Annotated in this window: 18 protein-coding genes; 13 read left to right on the top strand and 5 right to left on the bottom strand. The window is 65.2% G+C overall.

Translation table 11 applies throughout. The features are described 5' to 3' along the window. Positions 1 to 51: 51 nt before the first annotated feature. The 3 genes from K226_RS0102700 (at position 52) to K226_RS0102690 (ending at position 2039) form a co-directional block, all read left to right on the top strand. Positions 52 to 525, top strand: coding sequence for a peptidylprolyl isomerase (locus K226_RS0102700; RefSeq protein WP_024813334.1), 474 nt, complete (start codon positions 52 to 54; stop codon positions 523 to 525). Positions 526 to 730: 205 nt separating this feature from the next. Further along, complete coding sequence (locus K226_RS0102695; RefSeq protein WP_024813333.1) at positions 731 to 1099, top strand: glutaredoxin domain-containing protein; 369 nt, start codon at positions 731 to 733, stop codon at positions 1097 to 1099. Positions 1100 to 1364: 265 nt separating this feature from the next. After that, entirely contained in the window at positions 1365 to 2039 is a 675-nt protein-coding gene (locus K226_RS0102690) for a cupin domain-containing protein (RefSeq protein ID WP_024813332.1), read from the top strand. Positions 2040 to 2609: 570 nt separating this feature from the next. Here K226_RS0102690 and K226_RS0102685 read toward each other — a convergent pair. Then, positions 2610 to 3494 (bottom strand): gamma-glutamyl-gamma-aminobutyrate hydrolase family protein, encoded by an 885-nt coding sequence (locus tag K226_RS0102685; RefSeq protein ID WP_024813331.1) that lies wholly within the window; start codon positions 3492 to 3494, stop codon positions 2610 to 2612. Positions 3495 to 3856: 362 nt separating this feature from the next. On the opposite strand from K226_RS0102685, the gene K226_RS0102680 reads away from it, so the two are divergent. Further along, positions 3857 to 4204: an HPF/RaiA family ribosome-associated protein gene (locus K226_RS0102680; RefSeq protein WP_024813330.1), complete on the top strand. Its 348-nt coding sequence runs from the start codon at positions 3857 to 3859 to the stop codon at positions 4202 to 4204. Positions 4205 to 4296: 92 nt separating this feature from the next. Here K226_RS0102680 and gap read toward each other — a convergent pair whose 3' ends face one another. Both gap and tkt read right to left on the bottom strand, forming a co-directional pair. Then, positions 4297 to 5298 carry a type I glyceraldehyde-3-phosphate dehydrogenase gene (gap, locus tag K226_RS0102675; RefSeq protein WP_024813329.1) on the bottom strand — a complete coding sequence of 334 codons (1002 nt, stop codon included), beginning with the start codon at positions 5296 to 5298 and terminating at the stop codon, positions 4297 to 4299. Between the two features lie 41 nt (positions 5299 to 5339). Next, complete coding sequence (tkt, locus tag K226_RS0102670; protein ID WP_024813328.1) at positions 5340 to 7394, bottom strand: transketolase; 2055 nt, start codon at positions 7392 to 7394, stop codon at positions 5340 to 5342. Positions 7395 to 7519: 125 nt separating this feature from the next. On the opposite strand from tkt, the gene speD reads away from it, so the two are divergent. After that, complete coding sequence (gene speD / locus K226_RS0102665; RefSeq protein WP_024813327.1) at positions 7520 to 7918, top strand: adenosylmethionine decarboxylase; 399 nt, start codon at positions 7520 to 7522, stop codon at positions 7916 to 7918. After that, positions 7915 to 8679, top strand: a complete 765-nt coding sequence (locus K226_RS0102660; RefSeq protein ID WP_024813326.1) for a nucleotidyltransferase family protein — start codon at positions 7915 to 7917, stop codon at positions 8677 to 8679. The genes speD and K226_RS0102660 overlap by 4 nt, the downstream gene beginning before the upstream one ends. 2 nt (positions 8680 to 8681) lie before the next feature. Here the strand turns inward: K226_RS0102660 and K226_RS0102655 are convergent, their stop codons facing one another. Then, positions 8682 to 9446: a hypothetical protein gene (locus K226_RS0102655; RefSeq protein ID WP_024813325.1), complete on the bottom strand. Its 765-nt coding sequence runs from the start codon at positions 9444 to 9446 to the stop codon at positions 8682 to 8684. Between the two features lie 122 nt (positions 9447 to 9568). On the opposite strand from K226_RS0102655, the gene K226_RS0102650 reads away from it, so the two are divergent. Together K226_RS0102650 and pyk are read left to right on the top strand one after the other, a co-directional pair. Next, entirely contained in the window at positions 9569 to 10960 is a 1392-nt protein-coding gene (locus K226_RS0102650) for an aminopeptidase P N-terminal domain-containing protein (protein ID WP_024813324.1), read from the top strand. A gap of 106 nt (positions 10961 to 11066) precedes the next feature. Then, positions 11067 to 12503, top strand: a complete 1437-nt coding sequence (pyk, locus tag K226_RS0102645; RefSeq protein ID WP_024813323.1) for a pyruvate kinase — start codon at positions 11067 to 11069, stop codon at positions 12501 to 12503. Positions 12504 to 12532: 29 nt separating this feature from the next. On the opposite strand, the gene K226_RS0102640 is transcribed toward pyk, so the two are convergent. Then, a complete protein-coding gene (locus tag K226_RS0102640; protein ID WP_024813322.1) occupies positions 12533 to 13282 on the bottom strand; it encodes a phosphatase PAP2 family protein in 750 nt (249 codons plus the stop codon). A gap of 77 nt (positions 13283 to 13359) precedes the next feature. Here K226_RS0102640 and K226_RS0102635 point away from each other — a divergent pair, with 77 nt between their 5' ends. The 5 genes from K226_RS0102635 to pntB all read left to right on the top strand — a co-directional run bounded on the left by K226_RS0102635 (position 13360) and on the right by pntB (position 19973). After that, the gene (locus tag K226_RS0102635) at positions 13360 to 14067 is read left to right on the top strand and encodes a response regulator transcription factor (RefSeq protein ID WP_024813321.1); all 708 of its coding nucleotides are present in this window, start codon (positions 13360 to 13362) and stop codon (positions 14065 to 14067) included. Continuing rightward, complete coding sequence (locus tag K226_RS0102630; RefSeq protein ID WP_024813320.1) at positions 14067 to 15461, top strand: two-component sensor histidine kinase; 1395 nt, start codon at positions 14067 to 14069, stop codon at positions 15459 to 15461. Before K226_RS0102635 ends, K226_RS0102630 begins: the two co-directional genes overlap by 1 nt. A gap of 77 nt (positions 15462 to 15538) precedes the next feature. Next, positions 15539 to 16603, top strand: coding sequence for a class II fructose-bisphosphate aldolase (fba, locus tag K226_RS0102625; protein WP_024813319.1), 1065 nt, complete (start codon positions 15539 to 15541; stop codon positions 16601 to 16603). Between the two features lie 328 nt (positions 16604 to 16931). Next, positions 16932 to 18533 (top strand): Re/Si-specific NAD(P)(+) transhydrogenase subunit alpha, encoded by a 1602-nt coding sequence (locus K226_RS0102620; RefSeq protein WP_024813318.1) that lies wholly within the window; start codon positions 16932 to 16934, stop codon positions 18531 to 18533. Between the two features lie 27 nt (positions 18534 to 18560). Further along, positions 18561 to 19973, top strand: a complete 1413-nt coding sequence (gene pntB, locus K226_RS0102615; RefSeq protein ID WP_024813317.1) for a Re/Si-specific NAD(P)(+) transhydrogenase subunit beta — start codon at positions 18561 to 18563, stop codon at positions 19971 to 19973. Positions 19974 to 19996 lie beyond the last annotated feature (23 nt).

Genomic DNA, 19996 nt, shown 5'->3' with positions numbered 1-19996 from the left:
ATCCTGCTGCGCCGCCGCGACGCTTCCTCGACCGAAACCGCAAACACCACCATGGCCACCATCACCAAAGACACCGCTGTCACCATCACCTACAAAGTCACCACGCCCCAGGGCAAGCCGCTGGACGGCGGCAGCCTGTCGTACCTGCATGGTGGCTATGAAAACATTTTTCCCAAGGTGGAGGCCGCCCTTGAAGGGCAGGCGGTGGGCTTCAGCACCGCGCTGGACCTGGCCGTGGAAGACGCCTTTGGCGCCCGCGACGAAAGCCTGGTGCGCACGATCCCCAAAGCCGAGTTCCCGCCCGGCGTGAAGGTCGGTGGCCAATTGCAGGGTGTGGGCGCAGACGGCCAGCCGGCCGTGTTCAACGTGGTCAAGATCAAGGGCCCCGAAGTGCACCTGGATGGTAACCACCCGCTGGCAGGCCAGGCGCTGAAATTCAGTTGCAAGGTGACCGAAGTGCGCGCCGCCAGCGCCGAAGAGATTGCGCACCGCCATGTGCATGGGGCCCACGGCCACCAGCACTGAAGCGCTGCGAGCCCCCCTGGGCCCGTCGGTGCACTAGCTGCAGGCCGCTGTAGCAGCGCCGGAGGCCCAAGCCGGTGCCCACGCCCCGTGCTGCCCCGCCGCCTGCACCTGCACTTGCTTATCGGCGCGCCGGTCGTCACCCACCCGCCCGCCGCCCGCTTTTCCCCACCCCAGACCACCACCGTCTCGCCACCAGGAGCTTTTCATGCACCGCACCATATTGGAAGAGAACGCCATCCACCCCGCCATTCGGGCGCAAGTGGCAGCGCTCCACCGCGAGTTGATCGACGAGGTGCAGGCCGCCGTCCGTGCCCATGCGGTGGTGGTGATCGGCATGTCGGGCAACCCGTTTGTGGGCAAGGCGCGCAAGGCGCTGGATGCCGCCGGGGTGCCGCACGAATACCGGGAGTTTGGCAGCTACCTCTCGCAATGGCGCCGTCGCAACGCCCTCAAGATGTGGACCGGCTGGCCCACGTTTCCCATGGTGTTCGTACGCGGCGTGCTGGTGGGCGGGTGTGACGATGTGCGGGCGCTCATCGCCTCGGGCGAGCTGGCCAAGTTGCTGGCCGCTTGAGTCCGCTGGAGCCCCTTTGGGGCCGCTGGTGCGCCCCAGCTGCCTGGTAATGGCGAACGGCGGGGCGTTTTGCCGGGCGGGCTAGTGCAGCCAAGCCTTTGCCTGGCTGATCTGTCCGAAGGCCGGGTGGGCGGCATTTCGCCCAATGAACCGTCCGCAGTGACGCGTAACCCCATCGACACGCGAAGGCACGAGGTGAAGTGGTGCCTGGGGTTTTTGTGGGGGCTGCGCACCGAATAGCCTGCGGGCTGCTCCAATCGCTCCCATGCAACTTCACGACGACATGACCCTGCGGGTGACCGCACTGCCTGCCGATGCCCAGTGGGCGCCCTCGCCCCTGGCGGGTGTCGAGCGCCGCATGCTCGACCGATCGGGTGGCGAGGTGGCGCGGGCCACCAGCATCGTGCGCTATGCACCCGGTGCGCGCTTTGACCGCCATGTTCACGGCGGCGGCGAGGAAATTCTGGTGCTGGAAGGGGTGTTCTCCGACGAGTCGGGTGACCACCCGGCGGGGACCTACCTGCGCAACCCGCCGGGCAGCGCCCATGCCCCGTTTTCGCGCGAGGGCTGTGTGTTGTTTGTGAAGCTGTGGCAGTTCACCGCGGGTGACACGGCACCGCTGCGCCTGGACACCCGCGCGGGAGAGTGGCGGCAGGGCCTGGTGCCCGGCCTGACCGTACTGCCGCTGCATTCGCATGACGGCATTGACACCGCGCTGGTGCGCTGGGCGCCCCACACCCGGTTTCAACCCCACACCCATCCGGGCGGCGAAGAGATTCTGGTGCTGCAAGGGGTTTTTTCTGACGAATGGGGCCATTACCCGCAGGGCAGCTGGCTGCGCAGCCCGCGCTGGAGCCAGCACGCGCCGTTCACCGAGGCCGAGGGCGCGCTGATTCTGGTGAAGGTGGGGCACCTGGGCGCGACGTTTCTGGCACCCTGAGGCGCGGTAGTGCATTGCCGCCGTGGTGGTGGCAACGTCTTCGCCAACCTCCCTCTCGTTGTTGTTGTAGAAGTCTCCGTGCCCGTTGCAACCGTGGTGGCTGGTTTGCTGCGCAGGCTTGGCGGCCGGTGCCCCCTGCAATTCGCCGCTGGGGCACGGTGGTCATGGCAGCCACCATCTGGGCGCTGCGCTGGTGCGCGGTTTGGGTCAATGCGCTGATCCGGGCCGCCTCGGGCAGATTGCGCCAGTAGCGCGTGGGCATCTCTTCTTTTCACCATGTTCGGCTTGGGCCGCGCGGGGGTGAAGAGGTGGCAGTAGTCGGTGAGCCACACAGCGCGGGCCATGTGGTGCGCCTGCAGGCGGGCGGCGTGCAGCGGGTCGTGGCGCAATCAGCGGCAGTGCGCGCGCCGCGTCGGGCTTGGGCGCTTGAGGTTCAGGGCGGCCTCGGTGCTTGGCTGCGGCTTGCACGCAATGGCAGGGATGAAGTGCAATTCACTCCCACGAGGTGTGACATCGGCGGGCGCAGTCTGCGCCGCATCGGCGCGCCTTTCAGACCGGTCCGTCGGCCCGCTATGGCGCCGCCGCCTTGTCTCTGCGCAACGCACTGCGCAGCAGCCTCGTCGCCCGATCCCGTAGCCCCGCAGGCTGGTCCCGCCGCGCCAGCGGGTTCGCCTTGGCTTGTGCACACGCCGCCAGAAAGTCGTTGAGGATGGCAGTGTCGTCCAGCGTGTCCGAACCGGCCCGGTGGAACTCGGGGTGCCACTGCGTGGCCGCGATGTAGCCGCGCCCCGGCGCGGGTTTGAGGCGAATCGCTTCGGGCACGCCGTCGGGCTCGCTCAGCGCCTCCACCACAAAGTCGGGCGCCACGCGCTTGATGCCCTGGTGGTGGATGCTGTTCACGCGCGCGCGCGGTGTGTTGGGGTAAAGCTTTGCCAGATGCGAGTCGGCCACGATGTGGATATCGTGGAAGTGCTGGTCGTACGTGGTGGCATTGCGGTGCTGCAGTGCACCGGGGTGCTGGGTCTGCAGGTCCTGGTAGAGCGCGCCGCCAAACGCCACGTTGATGAGTTGCAGGCCCCGGCAGACACCGAAAATGGGTTTGCCCACTTCGGCAAACGCTTTCACCACGGCCAGGTCGTAGAGGTCGCGCACACGGTCGCCCAACCACTCCTCGCGCAGGGCCTCCTCACCGTAATTGCCGGGCCACACGTCAGCGCCACCGTGCATGACCACACCGTCCAGCCACTGGGCATAGTGCGCCAGCGTCACATCGCCGCGCGCGGTCTCGCCCGTGGGGCAGGGCACCATGACCACCATGGCCCCGGCGGACATGATCCAGTGCGCAATGGACTGCTCGACATACTGCAGGGTCTTGCCAGTGAACAGCGGGCGCGCGGGGTCGGCGTGCTGGAAGCAGGCTGAAAGACCAATCTTGAGGCGGCGGGAGGCGGGCATGAAGAAGCTCCGAAGGGGACGCAGGGCGGTTTGCACCAAGTCCCGGTGGGGGAATCGTGCAATTGTCTTTGTAGCACTACCGGCCCGCAGCGTCTGTAGGAAGGCGCCGTGCTTGCCCCGCGCAGTGCCAGTTCGGGCGCGCGGCGGGGCGTTTGTCATGAAATCGCCAGGAGGTATCGGCCGTTTCTCTGGGTTCGCCGTGCGGCGGTCAGCGCGTTGCTGCGCCATGGCGTCTTGATCCCTGTTGGCTGGTGCGCCATTGACTGGCGTCAAGCTTCAAAATCCGGATGCGTGCATGATGCCAACATACCGATGGCCGTGACTGCGCTGCCATGTCGTTTCAACTTCACAAGGAGTGCCCGATGCAAGTACAAGTACACACCGATGACCATATCCATGGCGGCGAGTCCCTGGCGCAATGGATTCAAGACGAGTCGGGCACCCGGCTTGCGCGTTTTCGCGAAAACATCACGCGCCTGGAGGTGTTTCTGACCGATGTGGATGCAGGCAAGTCCGGGGCAGAAGACAAACGCTGCCGTATCGAGGCCCGCGTGGCCGGCCGCCAGCCGGTGGCCGTGACGGCCGAGGCCGACAAGATGGCCACTGCGTTCATCAGCGCGGTGGACAAACTCACGCGCGCACTGGATGCCGACCTGGGCCGGGTGAAAGATCGCCACGGGCGCGACACCATCCGTGACGCACAGGAATAAGCCACAGGCCCCTGCACGCTGAGCCCGGTCTGCCGGGGTCAGGCACAAAAAAACGCGCCCTGGGGCGCGTTTTTTGTGGGGGATCGCCGTGCTTACTTGGCCGTCACCACGCGCACCATTTCCAGGCACTTGTTCGAATAGCCCCACTCGTTGTCGTACCAGCTCACGACTTTCAGGAAGGTGCCATCCAGGGCAATGCCGGCGTCGGCGTCAAAGATCGACGTGCGGGTGTCGCCACGGAAGTCGGTGGCCACCACCTTGTCTTCGGTGTAGCCCAGCACGCCCTTCAAGGCGCCTTCGGACTGGGCCTTCATCTCGGCCTTGATTTCTTCGTAGGTGGCAGCCTTTTCGAGTTCCACCGTCAGGTCGACCACCGACACGTCGGAGGTGGGCACGCGGAACGACATGCCGGTCAGCTTCTTGTTGAGGGCCGGAATCACCACGCCCACGGCCTTGGCTGCGCCAGTGCTCGAAGGGATGATGTTCTCCAGAATGCCGCGGCCACCGCGCCAGTCCTTGTTGCTGGGGCTGTCCACCGTCTTTTGCGTGGCGGTGGCTGCGTGCACGGTGGTCATCAGGCCGCGCTTGATGCCCCACTTGTCATTGAGCACCTTGGCCACGGGGGCCAGACAGTTGGTGGTGCACGAGGCGTTGGACACGATGGCCTGGCCTGCGTAGGTGTCGTGGTTCACGCCAAACACGAACATGGGGGTGTCGTCTTTGGAGGGGGCCGACAGGATGACCTTCTTGGCGCCGGCATCAATGTGCTTCTGGGCCGAAACCTTGTCCAGGAACAGGCCGGTGGATTCGATCACCACGTCGGCGCCGACTTCGTTCCACTTCAGGTTGGCCGGGTCGCGCTCTTGTGTCAGGCGGATCTTCTTGCCGTTGACGATCAGGGTGTTGCCCTCGACCGACACGGTGCCCTGGAAGCGGCCGTGCACCGAGTCGTACTGCAGCATGTACGCAAGGTACTCAGGTTCCAGCAGGTCGTTGATGCCAACGACTTCGATGTCGCTGAAGTTCTGAACAGCCGAGCGCAACACGTTGCGGCCGATGCGGCCGAAGCCGTTGATACCAATCTTGATCGTCATAGCCTGAGTTTCTCCAAAGTTGATAGCGGAACCAATATGTCTTACTTGCGCTTGAGCGCCGCGAGCACCGTGGCCGCAACGTTCTCTTCGGTGAAGCCGAAGTGTTTGAACAGCACGGGTGCGGGCGCCGACTCGCCGTAGGTGTCGATGCCCACCACGGCGGCGCAGCCGTATTTCCACCAGCCGTCGGTCACGCCCATTTCCACGGCAACGCGCGGGAGGCCCGTGGGCAGCACGGCTTTTTTGTACTTGGTGTCTTCGCGGTCGAACGTGGTGGTGCTGGGCATGGAGACCACGCGCACGGCCACCTTCTTGTCGGCCAGCAGGCGCTGGGCCTTCAGGGCCAGCTGCACTTCGGAGCCGGTGGCAATGATCACGGCCACGGGCTTTTTCTTGAGGCCCACGTCCGCAGGGTCGGACAGCACATAGGCGCCGCGCGAGATGTCGCCCAGGTCGCGCTTGGGTGCATAGGGCAGGTTCTGGCGCGACAGGGCCAGCACGGTGGGCTTGTCGCGGTTGGACAGGGCCACGCTCCAGGCCACGGCGGTCTCAGCCGTGTCGGCGGGGCGCCAGACATCGAGGTTGGGGATCAGGCGCAGGCTGGCAACGTGTTCGATGGACTGGTGCGTGGGGCCGTCTTCACCGAGGCCGATGGAGTCGTGCGTGAACACATGGATCACGCGCTGCTTCATCAGCGCGGCCATGCGGATGGCGTTGCGGCTGTAGTCGCTGAAGGTCAGGAAGGTGCCGCCGTAGGGGATGAAACCGCCATGCAGCGCAATGCCGTTCATGATGGCGGCCATGCCGAACTCGCGCACGCCGTAGTTGATGTGGCGGCCACCGACCTTCTGGCCACCTTCCAGCTCGGTCTGCACCACATGGCCCTGTGTGTCAAAGCGCAGGTTGGGTGTGCTCTTGGTGTTGGTGAGGTTGGAGCCGGTCAGGTCGGCACTGCCACCCAGCAACTCGGGCAGGGCGGCGGTGAAGGCTTCCAGCGCCAGCTGGCTGGCCTTGCGGCTGGCCACGGTCTCGCCCTTGGTGTGGGCGGCGACCACGGTGTCCACGGCCACCTGGGCAAAGTTGGCTGGCAGGTTGCCTTCCATGCGGCGCTTGAACTCGGCGGCCAGCTCGGGGAAGGCCTTGCTGTAGGCGTCAAAGCGCTCGTTCCAGACAGCCTCAAAACCTTCGCCGTTGGCCTTGGCATCCCAGTCGGCGTACACGTCTTCAGGAATCACGAAAGGCTCGCTCGTCCAGCCCAAGGCTTCGCGGGTGAGTGCAATCTCTTCTGCGCCCAGCGGCTCGCCGTGGGCCTTGGCCGTGTTGGCGCGGTTGGGGCTGCCCTGGCCGATGTGCGTCTTGCAAACGATGAGGGTGGGGCGCTCGGACTGTTGTTTGGCTTCTTCGATGGCGGCGTCCACCTTGTCGGCGTCGTGGCCGTCGATGGGGCCGATCACGTTCCAGCCGCTGGCCACGAAGCGCAGGGGGGTGTTGTCGGCAAACCAGGGAGCGACCTGGCCATCGATGCTGATGCCGTTGTCGTCGTACAGCGCGATCAGCTTGTTGAGCTTCCAGGCGCCGGCCAGCGACACGGCTTCGTGGCTGATGCCTTCCATCAGGCAGCCATCGCCCAGGAAGGTGTAGGTGTGGTGGTCCACCACGGTGTGGCCTTCACGGTTGAACTCGGCCGCCAGCAGCTTCTCTGCCAGTGCAAAGCCCACGGCGTTGGTGATGCCCTGGCCCAGCGGGCCGGTGGTGGTTTCGACGCCGGGCGTGTGGCCGACTTCAGGGTGGCCCGCCGTGCGGGAGCCGAGCTGGCGGAAGTTCTTGAGCTCCTGCATGGGCAGGTCGTAGCCCGTGAGGTGCAGCAGCGCATACAGCAGCATCGAGCCGTGGCCATTGCTCAGCACAAAACGGTCGCGGTCAAACCACTGGGGGTTGGCCGGGTTGTGCTTGAGGTGGCGGCCCCACAGCGCCACGGCCATGTCGGCCATGCCCATGGGGGCGCCGGGGTGACCGGAATTGGCTTGTTGAACTGCGTCCATGGCCAACGCGCGGATTGCGTTGGCCATCTGGTGGGATTGCTGGGTGTTGGCCATGGGGTGGGCGGCTCCGGGTGGGAGGTTCAGGGGAAACCCGGCATTTTACCGGTGCGGCCAGCTGGGGGGCTTGCGGGCACCCGCGCACGCCGTCGCGTCGCGGCCAATGCACTACAGTTCCGGCCATGCAAGGACTGCATCTCACTGCCGATCTGCGTGGCTGCCGCTGCGCTCCCCAGCGCATGCTGGATGCCGCCGCACTGTCCCTGGCCTGTACGGATGCCGTGCGCGCTGCGGGTTTGCAGGCGGTGGACCAGCTGTTTCATACCTTCCCGTCCACAGCCCAAGGCCCGGGCGGTGTCACTGCCACGGTGCTGCTGGCCGAGTCGCACCTGTGCGTGCACACCTGGCCCGAGCAAAACGCCGTCACGCTGGATGTGTACGTGTGCAATTTCGGTGCCGATCATTCGGTAAAGGCGCAGGCCCTGATGGATGCGCTGCTGGCCCTCTTTGACCCCGCCGAGGTGCAGCGCCATGCCCTGCAGCGCGGCGCTGTGGAGTCAGCCACTGGGGCCGTGCGATGACGCAATCCAACCCTTCCGTGCAAGTGCCTGCGCTGGTGCTGGCGGCAGGCCGCGGCGAGCGCATGCGGCCCCTCACCGACTCCACCCCGAAACCTCTGCTGCAGGTGCAGGGCCGGCCACTGCTGCAGTGGCATTTGCAGGCCCTGGCCAATGCTGGAGTCTCGCGCGTGGTGATCAACACCGCCTGGCTGGGAGAGCAGATACCTGCCTATTTTTCAGATAAAAATGGCGTTAAACCCATATGGGATAAGCGCAAGCAGCTATCAATTTCATACTCGCAAGAGGGTGTGAATTTTGGTGGTGCGCTGGAAACGGCGGGAGGCATTGCCCGTGCCCTGCCGCAGTTGGGGCCCGTTTTTTGGCTGGCTGCGGGCGATGTGTTCGCGCCCGATTTTGTGTTCGACAGCGCCGCTGTGCAGGCTTTTGCCGCCAGCGACCAGCTCGCCCATCTGTGGCTGGTGCCCAACCCGGCGCACAACCCGCGCGGCGACTTCGGCCTGTCGTCCCAAGGCCTGGCGCTGAACCTGCCCGCAGACGACCCCGCGCCGCGCTACACCTACAGCACCATCGCGTTGCTGCGGGCCGAACTGTTCGCGCCGCCGTGGTGCGACATTGCGCCAGGCAACCCACTGGGCGTCAAAGCCCCTCTGGCGCCGCTGCTGCGATGTGCGATGGACGCAGGCCGTGTGTCCGCCTCACTTTATGGCGGCCGCTGGACTGACGTCGGTACGCCCGAGCGGCTTGCAGAACTCAACCGCTGAGCCTAACGGGGCGCCGCCGCAACGGGGCTTTTGCCGGGCGCCGGTTCCAGGGCGATTGCCGGACCAGCTTCGCACTTGCGAAACAGCCATTGGCTGGGCAGAAACCGTGCCTGTGGCCCATCGGGTGCGGGTTTGCCCAGTTCGGCCTGAATGTCATGCGCAATGTGCGGCACGTGGAACAAGGCGATCTGGCCTTTCTTGCAGGTCAGTGCGGACACCACGGTGTTGGGCACCCAGCTTTGGCTGGCGCTGTCGAAGCGGTAGAACGGGCCGATGCGCTGGTCATGCGCCAACTCCACACGCATGGGCACCGTCTGCATTGCGCTGGCCCAAACACCCGCCAACTGCACCGGCTGCGAGAACCTCACGGCTTCCAGCCCATGCAGCGCCAGCGGGCGGGTGGGTTCACCTTTGTCGAACGGGTCCCGGCGGTTGATGAGGCTGCCTGCAGGGATGGTGAGTTCGCCATACAGATAGTCGTGGGGCAGCACAAACCGCTCACGACCCAGACGGATGGACGCGCCGTCCTGCCAGGCCTGCTGCGCGCCGTGTGAAAGATAGAGCCGCAAACCCAGCCAGGCGTTGCACAGCACGGCCACTGCCAGCAGTATTTGCACGGTGCGCGGTGTCAGCAGCCACTTGCGGGGTATGTCTATCCAGTGCACATACACACCGTAGACGAGCAGTGAGGTCGCCAACACGAGACCGAGCAGTGGGATGAAGGTCACCAGGAGGAAATGCAGCGGTGACGTGAACAGAGCAGACATGTTTGCAAATAACGGATGGGACCAATGGGAGCCTGCCCGACGCTGCGCAGAAAGGCCGGAAAATGAAAGCAGATTCGCAGGCATGAGGGCCGTCCATCGCCAGATGGCCTCAAAATGTGCGGATGAGTCTACAGACATCCATCCATGCCCAGCGGCGTGCCCGCCTTGCCTCGATGCTCGGTGAAGGCGGTATCGCGATCATCCCCACAGCGCCAGAACGCCAGCGCAACCGGGACAGTGATTTTCTCTTTCGCCACGACAGCTATTTTTATTACCTGACCGGGTTCACCGAGCCGGGCGCCTGCCTGGTGATCACGGCTGACGGGCGCAGCACGCTGTTTTGCCAGCCCAAAGACCTGGAGCGCGAGATCTGGGACGGCTACCGGCTGGGTCCGGCGGCTGCGCCTGCTGCGCTGGGCGTGGATGCCGCACATTCGATCTCCGAGCTGGATGCCGGGCTGCCCCGCCTGCTCGAAAACAGCGGCGCTGTCTGGTACCCGTTCGCCACCCACAACGGCCTGGCCGCACGGGTGGAAGGATGGCTGAATGCCGTGCGCGCCCGTGCGCGCCACGGCGCGCTGTGCCCTGCAGTGCAAAACGACCTGTGCACGGTGCTGGATGAAATGCGGCTGGTCAAGGATGCGCATGAGCAGGCCATCATGCGCCGCGCCAGCGTAATCAGTGCGGGCGCGCACATCCGCGCCATGCAACGCTCGGCCCGCATGCTGCGTGCCGGTGAGGAGGTGCGTGAATACCACCTGGATGCCGAGTTGCTGCACGAGTTTCGCCAGCAGGGTTCGCAATACCCCGCCTACGGCTCCATCGTGGCGGCGGGCGCCAATGCCTGCGTGCTGCATTACCGTGCCGACACCGCACCCGTGCGCGATGGCGCGCTGGTGCTGATCGATGCCGGGTGCGAACTCGATGGCTATGCCAGCGACATCACGCGCACCTTCCCGGCCAATGGCCGGTTCACCGGGCCGCAGCGTGCCTTGTATGACCTGGTGCACGCAAGCCAGGAGGCCGCCGTGGCCGCCACGCGCGCGGGTGCCCGCTTCACCGACCCGCACGACGCCACCGTGGCCGTGCTGGCGCAGGGCCTGCTGGATCTGGGCTTGCTCGACAAAAACAAGGCGGGCTCGGCGCAGGACGTGATCGACCAGCGGGCTTATTTTCAGTTCTACATGCACCGCACCGGCCACTGGCTGGGCATGGATGTGCACGACTGCGGCAGCTACGTGGAACCCGGTGAAGTGGGCCAGGTGAGTCAGCGCAAGGACCCGCTCTCGGGCGAGCTGATCACCAACCGCCCCAGCCGCGTGCTGCGCCCGGGCATGGTGCTGACCATCGAGCCGGGCCTCTATGTGCGGCCTGCTGCTGGCGTGCCCGAGGCGTTCCACAACATCGGCATCCGCATCGAAGACGACGCCATCGTCACCGAATCCGGCTGCGAGCTGATCACGCGCGGTGTGCCGGTGAAAGCCGACGAAATCGAAGCACTGATGCGCGCCTGATGCGGGCGAGCGGTGGGAGCAAGCGTGGTGCGCCGGTTTCGCGGGTGTAACCGCTTCCGTGTAAAAATGGAAACTTAATTACATGTTCAGTGAAAGAGACGCATCCATGTCCACCCGTCGCGCCACCAAGATTGTTGCCACCCTGGGCCCCGCATCGAGCGATCCGGCATTGCTGGAGGCCATGATCCGCGCAGGGGTCAATGTGGTCCGGCTTAACTTCAGCCACGGCAAGGCGCAGGACCATATCGACCGCGCCACGGCAGTGCGCGCTGCGGCGCAGCGGGCCGGGCGCGAGGTGGCGATCATGGCCGACCTGCAGGGTCCGAAGATCCGGGTCGGCAAGTTTGCCGAAGGCAAGGTGCAACTGGAGCAGGGCGCGCCGTTTGTGCTGGACGCCTCGCGCACCGAGCCGGGTGACCTGGCCGGCGTGGGTCTCGATTACAAGGAATTGCCGCGCGATGTGAAACCGGGCGATGTGCTGCTGCTCAACGACGGCCTGATTGTTCTCACGGTGGACGCGGTGCGGGGCGAGGCGGTTCACACCACGGTAAAGATCGGTGGCGAGCTGTCCAACAACAAGGGCATCAACAAGCAGGGCGGTGGCCTCACGGCGCCCGCCCTCACCGCCAAGGACATGGACGACATCCGCACGGCCATGGGTTTCCAGGCCGACTATGTGGCCGTGAGTTTTCCCAAGAATGCGACCGACATGGAGATGGCGCGCCAGCTGTGCAACGTGGCAGCAGCGGAATACCGCCACAAGCCCGGGCTGATTGCCAAAATCGAACGCGCCGAGGCCATTCCGCACCTGGAGGCCATCCTGCGCGTCAGCGACGGCATCATGGTGGCGCGCGGCGATCTGGCGGTGGAAGTGGGCAACGCGGCCGTGCCGGCATTGCAGAAAAAGATGATCCGCATGGCGCGCGAGCTGGACAAAGTGGTCATCACCGCCACGCAAATGATGGAAAGCATGATCACCAACCCCGTGCCCACCCGGGCCGAGGTGAGCGACGTGGCCAACGCCGTGCTGGATGGCACCGACGCAGTGATGCTCAGCGCCGAGACGGCTGCCGGCAAATACCCCCTGGAAACCGTGGAAGAAATGGCCAAGATCTGCGCCGCTGCCGAGGCGGCCGAGGATCACCGGCTGGACGCCGACTTTACCGGTCGCACCTTTGGCCGGATCGACCAGTCCATTGCCATGGGTGCGCTGTTCACGGCCCACCACCTGGAGGCCAAGGCCATCGTGGCCATGACCGACAGCGGCGCCACCGCCCTGTGGATGAGCCGCCACCGCAGCCATATCCCGATCTATGCGCTCACGCCCAAGGTGGCCACGCAGCGCAAAATGGCCATGTACCGCAATGTGCGGCCCTTGCTCATGGACACCAGCGCCGACCGCGACACGGCACTGGCGCAGGCCGAAGGCCATCTCAAGAGCCGCGGCATCGTGCAGGGCGGCGATGTGTATGCCATCACTTGCGGCGAACCCATGGGCGCGCCCGGCGGCACCAACATGCTGAAAATCTGCCGCGCCAGTTGATGGCACTCACCGCGTGAAAGAAGGCCAGGTTACGTTGCTGCATGGGGCGGTGGCCCCGGTGGTAGCTGGCTGTCGGCCAACGCAAAGCGCTGGCGCAGCAAACCCGCCGCCAGGTCGCACAGCCAGCCGGTGGTCCAGCAGAGCCAGCCGGTCCACAGGGTGTGGCTCATGAAATGGGCGCCGCGCACCTGCTGGGCCCCGCCCAGAACCAGACCCGCGGCCAGCGATGCAGCCAGCCACAGGCGCGCAGCGCGCGGCTGGCGCCGCCGCAGTGCAAAGTAGCCCCCTAGAAAGGCAAACCCCGCCGAAGCATGGCCCGCCGGAAAGCAGCGCCCGCCCCCACCGTCGACAATGCCCAGCGCCCAGTGCGATGCATAGCGGGCCACGCCGCCGAACTCGGCCAGGTCCCAGGGGCAGCTGGTGGCGCTCAGGCTCTTGAGGCTACTCACCACAGACAGTGCCACCAGCGCGCTGACGGCCAGTTGCAGCCGTTCCCCCAGGTCGATACGCCGCAGCAATCCCATCGGCCACCAAACGCCCAGAGCCAGCAGCAGCACCACAAGCCAGCCTACGCGGCGGGCGCCCTCGTGCAATACCTGTGAAAAAAACCATTGCTCCCGCATCGGGAAACCACTGCCCGTGCCAAAGGCATGGGCCAGCGCCCGGTCTTGCCCCATGGCATCCCACGCCAGCAGGCACACGAGGGTACCAACGGTCCAGGCCAGGGTGGTGCGCAGGGAATGGGGAGGCAAGGCGGGGTGGAGACTCGAATGCGGCATGTTGGGCACCATAGGCGCAGGCGCTTAACTGGGTCTTAACCTATTCCGCAGGGGCCGGTCACGGCGACAATGGGGCCATGCGAATCCTTGTGGTCGAAGACGATGCGGGTATTGCCGACGGGCTGCGCACCAACCTGCAGCAACGCGGATATGCGGTGGATGTGTGCGATGGCGTTGCCTCGGCCTGGGCCGCCTTGCGCGCCGAGCCCTTCGACGCCGTGCTGCTGGACCTGGGTCTGGCCGATGGTGAAGGCAGCGAACTGTTGCAGCGGCTGCGCGCTAGCCCGCCGACTGCGGGTGCGGCCGCGGGCACGCCGGTGTTGCCGGACCCTGCAACCCCGGTGCTTATCGTGACCGCACGTGATCTGGTCAGTCAGCGCATTGCGGGCCTGGACCAGGGCGCCGACGACTATCTGGTCAAGCCTTTTGATGTTGATGAACTCGACGCACGTTTGCGTGCGTTGCTGCGCCGCGCGGCAGGCCGAGCCTCGCCCACCATCCGCTACGGGGACATCGAAGTGGACCCGGCTGCACGCACGGTGATGAAGGATGGCAAACCGGTCGAGATGTCGCCCCGCGAGTTTTCGGTGCTGCTGGTGCTGTTGCAGGCCCGGGGCCGCGTGTTGTCACGCCAGCAGCTCGAAGAGCGGTTGTACAGCTGGCAATCGGCCATTGAAAGCAACGCGGTCGAAGTGCATATCCACCATCTGCGGCGCAAGCTGGGCAGCGGGTGCATCCAGACCATGCGGGGCGTGGGCTACTTCATGCCGCAGGAGGCCGGGTGATGCCGGCACCGGGGTCCGCTGACTTGCCTGCCAAGGGAGCGGGTCGCCATTCCCTGACCCGGCATCTGCTGCTGTGGTCTCTGGGCGCTCTGGTGTTGGTGTGGGGCAGCTTTGTGTTCATGGGATACCGCGCCGGTGTGCACGAAGCGGATGAGCTGACCGATGGACATCTGGCCAGTGTGGCGGCGCTGCTCATCAACCTGCGCGCTTCCGAGTCCGTGGAGACGTCCGTTACCACGCAGCGCGCGCCGACGCCGTGGCTCAAATCGCATGACTACCAGCAGTCCATCAGCGTGGTGCAGTGGGATGCCGCCGGGCGTGTGCTGGCGCAAAGCGGCAGCGCGCCCTTGCCCCCCTTTGGTGTTGCGGAGGGGTTTGCCGACTTGCGCCTGGGGCCGCAGGCCGTGGCCTGGCGTAGTTTTTCGCAATGGGATGGTTCCAAGACCCGCAAGGTCATGGTGCTGCTGGAGTTGCGCGAGCGTGACGAACTGGCACAGGACATCGCCGAGCAGATGGTCGAGCCCGGCTTGTGGCTGCTGCCCGTGGTGGCGCTGGCCCTGGGCCTGGCCTTGCGGCGCGGCTTGCGGCCCTTGTATGCCCTGTCTGCGGACGTGGCCGCGCTGGACCCCGCGAGCACGCAGCGGCTCGCGTCGCGCCATGCATGGAGTGAATTCGAATCGGTGGTGGCCTCTATCAACACCTTGCTGGACCGGCAGCAGGACGCGCTGGTGCGCGAGCGGCGGCTGGCCAATGAAGTGGCCCACGAGCTGCGCACTCCGCTGTCTTCCATCGCGCTGCAGGCCAGTGCGCTGGGAGGGTGGCTCGCCCCGCAGGCGCAGGCGCAGGCAGTGGCACAGATCGGGCAGGACGCCCTGCGTGCAGGGCATGTGCTGAACCAGTTGCTGGCGTTGGCACGGGCCAGCCGCGCGCAGTTGCACGAAGCCAAGGCGCCGGTGGACCTGGCTGCCACGGCGCGCGCGGTATGCGCCGACTATGCGCAGGCCGCATGGAAGCGGGGGGGCGAGATTGCCCTGGTGGCGCCCGACACGCTGGAACTGATGGGGCATGCGGTGCTGCTGGACCTGGCGGTGCGCAATCTGGTCGAAAACGCCCTCAAGCACACCCCGCCTGGTACCCGGATTTCCGTGCAGATCGGGCAGTCCGACACCGGGGCGGCCTGGCTGCAGGTGTGTGACGACGGCAAGCGCGTCCAGGCGGATGGGGCCCACGCGAGGGTGGCGCGCCCGGTGGACAGCCTGCACCTGGGGCATGAAATCGTGCTGCGCGTGGCGCAAATGCACGGGGGCGCCTTTGGCGCAGCAGCCGCGCCAGCGCCATTCACCACCTGCTACCGTCTGGATTTCCCGCCACCTGCCGCCGTAGCAGCCGGGTAAAATCCAGGTTACCAAGCGGTTACCACCGCAGCGGCTGCCTGTCAGCACCCCATCAACCCTGAACGGACTTCACGACCATGCCCCTCGTCTCGATGCGCGAACTGCTCGACCATGCTGCCACCAATGGCTATGGCATTCCTGCCTTCAACGTCAACAATCTGGAGCAGGTGCAGGCCGTGATGGCCGCTGCCGACGAGGTGGGCGCCCCGGTGATCCTCCAGGCCAGCGCCGGTGCGCGCAAATACGCGGGCGAGGCCTTCATCAAGCACCTGATCCAGGCGGCGGCCGAGATGTATCCCCATATTCCGCTGGTGATGCACCAGGACCATGGCACCTCGCCCAAGGTGTGCCAGGGCGCCATTGACCTGGGCTTCGGCTCGGTGATGATGGACGGCTCGCTGATGGAAGACGGCAAGACCCCCTCTTCGTTCGACTACAACGTGGAAGTCACCCGCAAGGTGGTGGACATGGCGCACAAGGTTGGCGTCACCGTGGAAGGTGAACTGGGCTGCCTGGGCAACCTGGAAACCGGTGAAGCGGGTGAAGAGGACGGCATTGGCGCCGAGGGCAAGCTGGACCATAGCCAGATGCTGACCGACCCCGAAGAAGCCGCCACCTTCGTCAAGGCCACGCAGCTCGATGCGCTGGCCATTGCGATTGGCACCAGCCATGGCGCTTACAAGTTCAGCCGCAAGCCAACGGGCGATATCCTGGCCATCAGCCGTGTCAAGGAAATCCACCTGCGCATTCCCAACACCCACCTCGTGATGCATGGCTCCTCGTCGGTGCCGGCCGATTTGCTGGCCATCATCAACCAGTACGGCGGCAAGATGAAGGAAACCTACGGCGTGCCTGTCGAAGAGATCCAGGAAGCCATCAAGCATGGTGTGCGCAAGATCAACATCGACACCGACATCCGTTTGGCCATGACCGGCGCGGTGCGCAAGTTCCTGGCCGAGAACCCCGAAAAGTTCGATGCCCGCGAATGGCTCAAGCCCGCGCGGGAAGCCGCCAAGGCCATTTGTAAACAGCGCTACATCGAGTTTGGCTGTGAAGGCCAGGGCGCCAAGATCAAGGGCCACAGCTTGCAGGTCGTGGCTGCTCAATACGCCTCGGGGGCGCTGGCACAACGGGTGAACTGATCTGCGCTGCAGGGCCGCAGTCTGTGGCCCCGGAAGCAAGCCGGTGAACTGTGTGTCACCGGCTTTTTTTTGCGGCTGGAATGTGCAGGGGAGTCTTCCTCGTATGGTGTGAATGCGACAGGCATTCGCGTTTCTTCATGTAAGCTCGTGGTCAGTTTGCCCGGGGTGGGTGCCCTGCGAAATGTCTGATACCAAGTCGCCTTCAAAAATTGCCCGCTTGGTCATTTCGCTGTCCTGGTTTCCTGCGCCCCTTTCCAGTCACCCGCGCACGCCAGTCCCCTTGTATAGCGGCCTGGCATAACGATTACGAAATTTGAGGAGAACTCTGATGCAGACAAGCCCAGTCCAGCAGCCGCAGCGTATCGGCGTGCCGAGGGAAACCTTCCCCGGCGAAAAGCGCGTGGCCACCGTGCCCGATGTGGTGGAGAAGCTGATCAAGCTGGGCTTCACCGTCGCTGTGGAGTCTGGGGCGGGGGACGCCGCCAATTTCAGCGACGACGCCTACCGCGCCGCCGGGGCCCAGATCGTTGGGGACGCTGCCGCGCTGTGGGCTGCTTCAGACATTGTCTTCAAGGTGCGCCCCCCCAGCAGCGACGAAGTCGCGCTCATGCGCGAGGGCACGACGCTCATCGACTTCATCTGGCCCGCCCAGAACCCCGAGTTGATGCAGCAGCTGTCCGCCCGCAACGCCACGGTGCTGGCCATCGACTGCCTGCCTCGCACCCTGAGCCGGGCCCAGAAGATGGATGCACTGACTTCCACGGCCGGTGTCTCGGGCTATCGTGCTGTCATTGAGGCGGCCAATGCCTTTGGTCGCTTCTTCAATGGCCAGATCACGGCCGCAGGCAAGGTGCCGCCGGCCAAGGTGTTCATTGCAGGCGCTGGCGTGGCGGGTCTTGCGGCCATTGGCACGGCGGCCAATCTGGGCGCCATCGTGCGCGCCAACGACACGCGCGCCGAGGTGGCCGACCAGGTCAAGTCGCTGGGCGGTGAGTTCGTCAAGGTGGACTACGAGGAAGAAGGCTCGGGCGGCGGCGGCTACGCCAAGGTCATGAGCGAGGGATTCCAGGCCGCGCAGCGCAAGATGTACGCCGAGCAGGCCAAGGATGCCGACATCATCATCACCACCGCGCTGATCCCGGGAAAGCCCGCGCCCAAGCTCATCACGGCCGAAATGGTGCAGAGCATGAAGCCCGGCAGCGTGATCGTGGACATGGCCGCCGAGCAGGGTGGCAATTGCGAACTCACGGTGCCCGGTGAGGCCGTGGTGCGCCATGGCGTGACCATCGTCGGCTACACCGACCTGGCCTCGCGCCTGGCCAAGCAGTCTTCCACGCTGTATGCCACCAACCTGCTGCGCCTGACAGAAGAGCTGTGCAAGGCGAAGGACGGCGTGGCCGTGGTCAACATGGAGGACGACGCGATCCGCGGCCTCACCGTGGTCAAGGACGGCGCCATCACGTGGCCTGCCCCACCGCTCAAGCAGGCAGCGGCACCGGCGCCCAAGGCGTCCGCTGCTCCCGTAGCGGTCAAAAAATCGAGCCATGGCCCCGGTGAGCCCATGTCCGCCAAGACGCTGACCATCGTCTTTGCTGTGCTGGCCGTGCTGTTCTGGGCCATCGGGGCTTATGCGCCCGTGGCCTTCCTGGGGCACTTCACCGTGTTCGTGCTGGCCTGCTTCATCGGCTACATGGTGGTGTGGAACGTCACGCCCGCGTTGCACACGCCGCTGATGAGTGTGACCAACGCCATCTCCAGCATCATCGCCATCGGCGCGCTGGTGCAGATCGCTCCCCCCGATGCAGGCATCAATGGGCGCCCGGATGGATTGATTCTTTGGCTGGCCTTCGCCGCACTGGTGCTCACGGCAGTCAACATGTTCGGCGGCTTTGCCGTGACGCGTCGCATGCTCGCCATGTTCCGTAAATAACAACGACAAAGACAAGGAAAGACGAACATGTCCCAAAGTCTCGCTACCGTTGCCTACCTGGGCGCGGCCATTTTGTTCATCCTCAGTCTGGGTGGCCTGTCCAATCCTGAAACCTCACGCCGCGGCAACCTGTTCGGCATGGTCGGCATGGCGCTGGCCGTGCTGGCCACGGTGTTCGGCCCGCGCGTCAGCCCCATGGGCGTCGCATGGATCGTTGGTGCATTGGTGATTGGCGGCGGCATCGGACTGTACGCCGCCAAGGTCGTCAAGATGACCCAGATGCCCGAGCTGGTCGCGCTCATGCACAGCCTGGTGGGCCTGGCGGCCTGCCTCGTGGGGTTTGCAAGTTATGTGGACACCTCGATCCAGCTGCAGGGCGTAGAGAAAACCATCCATGAGGTGGAAATCTATGTCGGTATCCTGATTGGCGCCGTCACGTTCTCGGGCTCGCTCATCGCCTTTGGCAAGCTCAACGGCAAGATCGGCGGCAAGCCGCTGTTGCTGCCTGGGCGCCACTGGCTCAACCTCGCCGGGCTGCTGATCGTGATCTGGTTTGGCCGGGAGTTTCTGCAGGCCGAAACAATAGAGCAGGGTATGCTGCCGCTGGTCGTGATGACGGTCATCGCACTGCTGTTCGGCATCCACATGGTCATGGCCATTGGTGGCGCCGACATGCCGGTGGTGGTGTCCATGCTCAACAGCTATTCGGGCTGGGCGGCGGCGGCCACGGGCTTCATGCTTTCTAACGACCTGCTCATCGTCACTGGCGCGCTGGTGGGCTCCTCGGGCGCCATCCTGTCCTACATCATGTGCAACGCGATGAATCGCAACTTCATCAGCGTGATCGCGGGTGGTTTCGGCTCGGGGTCTGGCACGCCTGCCAAGAAGGGCGAGGCTGCCGAGCCACAAGGCGAGGTGGTGCCTGTCAGCTCTGCCGAAACGGCCGATCTGCTGCGCGATGCCAAGAGCGTCATCATCGTGCCCGGCTACGGCATGGCCGTGGCCCAGGCACAGCACACGGTGTACGAGATCACCAAGACCCTGCGCGAAAAGGGCGTGAATGTGCGCTTTGCCATTCACCCGGTGGCGGGCCGCATGCCGGGCCACATGAACGTGCTGCTGGCCGAGGCCAAGGTGCCCTACGACATCGTGATGGAGATGGACGAGATCAACGAGGACTTCCCAGACACCGACGTGGCCATCGTCATTGGCGCCAACGACATCGTGAACCCCAGTGCCCTTGATGATCCATCCAGCCCCATTGCGGGCATGCCGGTGCTCGAAGTGTGGAAGGCCAAGACCTCGATCGTGATGAAGCGGTCCATGGCCTCGGGCTATGCGGGGGTGGACAACCCGCTGTTCTACAAGGAAAACAACCGCATGCTGTTCGGCGATGCCAAGAAAATGCTCGACGAAGTCCTCACCGCGCTTAAAGGCTGACGGGCATAATCCCCTCGCGGAAA

The sequence above is a fragment of the Acidovorax sp. JHL-3 genome, assembly GCF_000526295.1.
In the GTDB taxonomy this organism is placed as follows: Bacteria; Pseudomonadota; Gammaproteobacteria; order Burkholderiales; family Burkholderiaceae_C; genus Acidovorax; species Acidovorax defluvii.
Note: the sequence above shows the minus strand (reverse complement) of the source record. Positions and strands in the feature narration are given on the sequence as shown.